The sequence below is a fragment of the Baaleninema sp. genome (assembly GCF_049974805.1).
Lineage (GTDB): Bacteria > Cyanobacteriota > Cyanobacteriia > Cyanobacteriales > Geitlerinemataceae > Baaleninema.
Window position 1 is genome coordinate 1 of record NZ_JBNGCO010000190.1, and the last position, 5,268, is coordinate 5,268.

Genomic DNA, 5,268 nt, shown 5'->3' on the forward strand with positions numbered 1-5,268 from the left:
TACTGTAAAGCCGCCCTAGAAGGGCGGGGTTTCAAACCCAAAATTTTCGATGAAGAAAGCAGAATCGTTTGAGTCGGCTATCGCGCGGTTGGAAAACGACCCCGATTCCGAACGCCTAAAAAAGCTGTTGGTGTGCGCCTGTCAACATCGCTGGGAAAACGACCCTGAGAAGCTGCACGCGATCGACTGGTTGACCCTGTTAGGTCAGGTGCGATCGACGATACCGACTTTACGTCAGTTGCGAGAGAGCCTGGTGCGCGTCGTCGCCCGCATTAACAAAAAATCCCTGTATTTTACGCTGGCCGTTCGCCTCGTCACCGCCTTGGAATCCCTTTATCCTATCCCTCCAACGACGCCGAGTCTCGACGCCGATGTAATGGAACGCTCGCCGGAAACCGATCGCTGGTTCGATTTGCGATCGCAACTGTCCCAAGTGGCCAGCCTCAGCCAAGCCAAAATCCTCATCTACTCCGCCATTCACGGTAAATTCAGCTATACCATCACCGACTGGAACCAACTCAACCATCAAGAGTTCGATACCTTGGCGCGATCGCTCTATGAAATTTGTCCGACGCCTGCGATTTTGGCACTGCGACTGTTCGGGGCGGCCCACTGTCTCGATCGCCCCCAGGAATACGAACCCATCGCCCGATCGCTCAACGATGTCATGTCTGCATTTTACGGCCGCGAGGGCGTTCGCTTCCCCATGCCCGATTTACCCCTCCTCGCTAACGACGAAGAGGATATCGACATGACCCTCGCCTTTCCCATTGAGGGGGAAACGGAAATCCGGCGAACCACCCGTCTCGATGTCTCGCAAGCTTTGCATCGTCCCCTCAATCCGTCTATTCAAGCTCGTATCGAAGTGGAAAAAGCCGCGCAAGATGCGGCGAATCGATATCTGAAAACCTCAACCGCCACCGTCGAACAGTGGGCGAAAGAGCTAAAAGCAGAAATTGAAAAGTCTCTCGGCGACACGGAACCGGATATCGCCCGCTCGATCGAAGCCAGAATCCTCCGAGAATTCTTCAGTCACCTCAAACGCTCCTGCGAACGAGAGATCGATCGCGCCAACGCCCTGGAAGGGGGAGATGAGGAGATGATGAGATGATGAGATGATGAGACAGGATTAACTGAAAACAGTTTTCCCGGGTCACTGTTGACTGTTGACTGTTCCCCGTTCCCTGTCAATTATCAATTATCAATTATTGACATCCTCACCGCCGAAGGAAGGACGGTGATTCCCAAACCTCGCGATTTGGGTTCCTGCTTCCTTCTCTCTCGAGTTTTTCGCAGTGGCTCTCCGGATCGAGATCCTTCAAGTCTTCGTTCTCTCGGATGCAAGCTCCGAGAGCTGCGAAGACTGCGTCTTACACTCGCTTCACAGGCTGTAACGGTGTGTCCCACCGCCAAAATTCCCATTCAATTGGAGTTTTAGGCAAACTTACTAACTTGGGTTTCGTTAGCCAGTTTAACCATTCACGTCCATTGAACTGTAAAGCCGCCCTAGAAGGGCGGGGTTTCAAACCCAAAATTTTCGATGAAGGCGCTTTGGTTGGAAAATCGAACTTTGCAACTGCGGACGGATTTACCCGTTCCCGAACCTCCTCCCGGTGAGGCGTTAGTCAAAGTCTTGCGGGCGGGGATTTGTAATACAGATTTGGAACTGTTACGCGGTTACTATCCTTATTGCGGCGTTCCCGGTCACGAATTCGTCGGACAAGTCGAAGGCGGTCCCGAGGAATGGCGCGGACGGCGCGTCGTGGGAGATATTAACGCCGCTTGCGGTGACTGTCGCTTTTGTCGCAGCGGACAACCCACTCACTGCGAAAACCGTACTGTCTTGGGTATCGTCAACCGTCATGGCGCTTTTGCAGAGTACCTGACGCTTCCGGTGAAGAACCTCCACGCTGTCCCCGAGTCCGTTTCGACGGACGAGGCTACCTTTACGGAACCTCTGGCGGCGGCGTTGGAAATTCAGCAGCAAGTCCCCATCGACGCTAATTCTAAGGTGTTGGTGGTTGGAGATGGCAAGTTGGGGCTGTTGGTGGCTCAAAGTTTGGCGTTGACGGGTTGCGATTTACTCGCGGTGGGACGACATCGGGAGAAACTCGCTTTGTTGGAGAATCGCGGGATTGCGACGGGTTTCGCCGATGCGGTTCGCGATCGCGCCTTCGATGTGGCTGTGGAATGTACGGGAAATCCCGAGGGATTCGACATCGCCCGTCGCGCCCTGCGTCCGAGGGGAATTCTGGTTCTCAAGAGTACCTACGCGGGACATCTCAGTTTGGATGTTTCGTCGTTGGTGGTGGATGAAATTACGCTGGTGGGTTCCCGCTGCGGTCCGTTTCCCCAGGCGATCGATCTCCTGGCGAACCATCGGGTCGATGTGATGTCTTTGGTATGCGATCGCTTCCCCCTCAGCCAGGGACTCGCCGCGTTCGATCGCGCCCAGGAACGGGGAACATTAAAGGTGTTGCTGGACGCCAGCGATGCTTAACAGTTATTGGTTTTCCTGGGGTTGTGGGTTTCCCGCAGCCCCTAACTGCACGTTTGGCGTTTGCACAATGGGCGCTTCTTGACCGTTCCAGCGTTGAATTCGCGCCATCTCGATTTCCAATTGTCGGTATTTGAGATAGTTGGGATCGTTGGCGACGGAGGCGCGGATTTTTTCGGCTTCCGCTTCGCCTCGGGCTTTGGCGATTTCTGCTGCGGCTTCGGCTTCCGCTTGTCGGGCCCGGGCTTCTGCGGATTTCGCCCGCTGTTCGGCTTCAAACTGTTCGTCGATCGCCGCTTGGATGTTAGGCGGATATTGCGGTTTTCCCAGATATTCGAGGTTTTGGACGATGAGGAAATTGAAGCTATCGGCGATGCAGGTTTCGACCCGGTTTAAGAGGTCGATGCGCTGGTTTTGATATTGAAACGGCGTTTGAATATTGGCATCGACAACCGCCCGGTTGAAACAGCCCCGTACTTCGTCTCGTAAGTGGGTGCGGACGAATTCTTCGGGTGAGAGGCGATAGGTGGAATAGTAGGTTTTGATAAAGTCGCCGTCGTTTTCTTTGTTGAACATGACGCCGATAGCTACGTCTTCTTCAACGGAAGTCCCCGCGACGGAAAAGCCGATGGCTTCGGGAACGGGACTTTGTTCGATCGTGCTGTTGGTGAAGCTGTATTTGTTGACGAAGGTGGGAAACAGGACTAATTCTTGATTGACGGGGTTGTAAATTGCTCGACCGCCTTCGATGAATTCGGCGTTGTCGATACCGCGACTTTCTTCGCTTCCGTATTGGTTGATGAGCAATCCCACGTATCCGGCGGGAACTCGTTCGCCAATAATCGCCGTGCAGCCGCTGAGAGCAACGGTTGAGAGGGCAAAGCCGATCAGGGTTTTTTTGAAGAGTTTCATGGTGGTCGTCACCCCGAGGGGTGGGAAATTGAAATGTTTAAGATTGAAATGTTTAAGATTGAAATGTTTAAGATTGGAAGTCTTCGGGATAGAGTTTGCGATCGTACAGATGGGACAGTTCTCTTAATTCCTCGATTTTGTTCGGATTGTCGATTAACGGTAGGGTATTCCAAAAACTCGGAGATTCTTCAAAGAGTTCTTTATTTAAACGGTTAAATTTGTTGACTTTTTCTTGTTTGCCTCGCCAATATCCCCAGAGGTGAGCGGCGAGGGCGATCGATCCGACGGCGGAAATCCCGAAGGGAATCGGACCGTATTTGCGAGGGGTGATGATGCCCACGTAGCTTGTGAGGAGGACGGCGAGGACTGTTAAGGTGGATCGGGCGATTAATCCTCGCTGACTTTTGCTCGATCGGCTCATGGTTTGAGGGGTAAAATGGATGTGGGTGCATCTCATTTTTGAATTGGCGGATGAATTTACAGTTTTGAGATTCACCTATTGATGTCTTATCTTAAGAGTCTGGAGTGCGATCGCTCTGTGTTTTTACGTTTTTTTACATTTTTTATTAATTTTTGACTTGATTTTTGGAGATTTTTGTGTTAAAAACTTCCGATCTTAAACGATACATACTAATAATTTATCCAAATTTTTTAGAGTCGTCAATCCTTAAAGATTATTTACTAAGATTCATAAAAATTAATTATAAAAATTAATTATAAAAAGGATTTAATTTTAACCCATATGAAAGATTCTCAAGCCAACCCAAAATTTTAGTAGGTTGGGTGCAGCGATAGCGAAACCCAACAACAGCTCAATACATGGCAGAGACGCCGCTCTGATAAATTTACATTTTTGAGATGCACCCGTATCTCACTTTGGCAATCTACCCGATTCCTCATGCCCTCATCCCCCAACCGCAACTCCACAATCTTGGGAAAAGGGGAGCCATTTTCAAGTCCCTCTCCCAACCATCCCCCCCAACCCCCCTTTGAAAGGGGGGCGAAGGGGGGATAGGGGGCGAAGGGGGGATAACCAGGTATAAAATATGCTTATCACCTCAAACTCCGAAGACCCTTTTTCCTAAAATTCCCAAGGGAGATCGATCGTGGGGATTTTCAGAAGGAACAAACGCCACGTCAATCTGTCGAGCTTCCCCAAAAACTCGTTTAGGAGCCTCGATTTTTCCGAGGGGTGATAAGAGTTCTTCGAGGTAGTCTTTGGCGAATTTATCGCGAACAAATCGGGTCATGTTTCCCCAACAGATCCTTCAGAACCCCGACATCTTGAAGATGCCGGGGTTCTTATCCCCAGTCAGGTCATTTTAACCTCCCTAAACCGCAGCAAAACGCTCCGAAGACAGCGAACTCAAATCAAATCCCTCCAAAGTCACCAATAACTCATCGCCAAACGAAATCGTCACATCGTTCCCCTGTTGAAAAGCCGTCAACTGCTCGACAGTTAACCCCTGGGATAAACCCAAAACATCGCCAGAGTCAAAATCAGCAACGACATCGCTGCCAAAACCCACCCGCAACACGAAAACATCGCTGCCATCGCCGCCGATTAAACTGTCGCTGCCTTCATCGCCGTAGAGAACATCGTCGCCAACACCCCCCATCAACGTATCGTTGTCTTTGCCCCCCCAGAGGCTATCGTCGCCGTCGTCACCCCGGAGTCCGTCCGCTCCCGTATTGCCGAAGAGCCAATCGTTTCCAGCATCGCCGCGCAAACAATCGCTGCCGAGTTCCCCCAGGAGGATATCGTTGCCTTCGCCGCCAAGGACTCGATCGCCGTCTGCGCCACCTTGACTACTCTCCGCGCTAAAGCGACGGAGATTCCCCGGAGGGATTTCAGCACT

At 51.4% G+C, this 5,268-nt stretch carries 5 protein-coding genes; 2 read left to right on the forward strand and 3 right to left on the reverse strand.

All coding sequences use genetic code 11. The features are described 5' to 3' along the window. Positions 1–49: 49 nt before the first annotated feature. Both ACP5D4_RS20850 and ACP5D4_RS20855 read left to right on the forward strand, forming a co-directional pair. The gene (locus ACP5D4_RS20850) at positions 50–1,111 is read left to right on the forward strand and encodes a hypothetical protein (RefSeq protein WP_428013533.1); all 1,062 of its coding nucleotides are present in this window, start codon (positions 50–52) and stop codon (positions 1,109–1,111) included. 429 nt (positions 1,112–1,540) lie between these two features. Then, entirely contained in the window at positions 1,541–2,500 is a 960-nt protein-coding gene (locus ACP5D4_RS20855; RefSeq protein ID WP_428013534.1) for an MDR/zinc-dependent alcohol dehydrogenase-like family protein, read from the forward strand. 3 nt (positions 2,501–2,503) lie between these two features. On the opposite strand, the gene ACP5D4_RS20860 is transcribed toward ACP5D4_RS20855, so the two are convergent. The 3 genes from ACP5D4_RS20860 to ACP5D4_RS20870 all read right to left on the reverse strand — a co-directional run. After that, the gene (locus ACP5D4_RS20860; RefSeq protein ID WP_428013535.1) at positions 2,504–3,409 is read right to left on the reverse strand and encodes an SPFH domain-containing protein; all 906 of its coding nucleotides are present in this window, start codon (positions 3,407–3,409) and stop codon (positions 2,504–2,506) included. 67 nt (positions 3,410–3,476) lie between these two features. Then, positions 3,477–3,830 (reverse strand): hypothetical protein, encoded by a 354-nt coding sequence (locus ACP5D4_RS20865; protein WP_428013536.1) that lies wholly within the window; start codon positions 3,828–3,830, stop codon positions 3,477–3,479. A gap of 910 nt (positions 3,831–4,740) precedes the next feature. Beyond that, the coding region (locus tag ACP5D4_RS20870) for a calcium-binding protein (RefSeq protein ID WP_428013537.1) at positions 4,741–5,268 on the reverse strand (528 nt) is incomplete at its 5' end.

Coding starts and splice junctions, on each gene's coding strand:
- ACP5D4_RS20850 (WP_428013533.1), top strand. CDS start 50: ATGAAGAAAGCAGAATCGTTTGAGTCGGCTATCGCGCGGTTGGAAAAC.
- ACP5D4_RS20855 (WP_428013534.1), top strand. CDS start 1,541: ATGAAGGCGCTTTGGTTGGAAAATCGAACTTTGCAACTGCGGACGGAT.
- ACP5D4_RS20860 (WP_428013535.1), bottom strand. CDS start 3,409: ATGAAACTCTTCAAAAAAACCCTGATCGGCTTTGCCCTCTCAACCGTT.
- ACP5D4_RS20865 (WP_428013536.1), bottom strand. CDS start 3,830: ATGAGCCGATCGAGCAAAAGTCAGCGAGGATTAATCGCCCGATCCACC.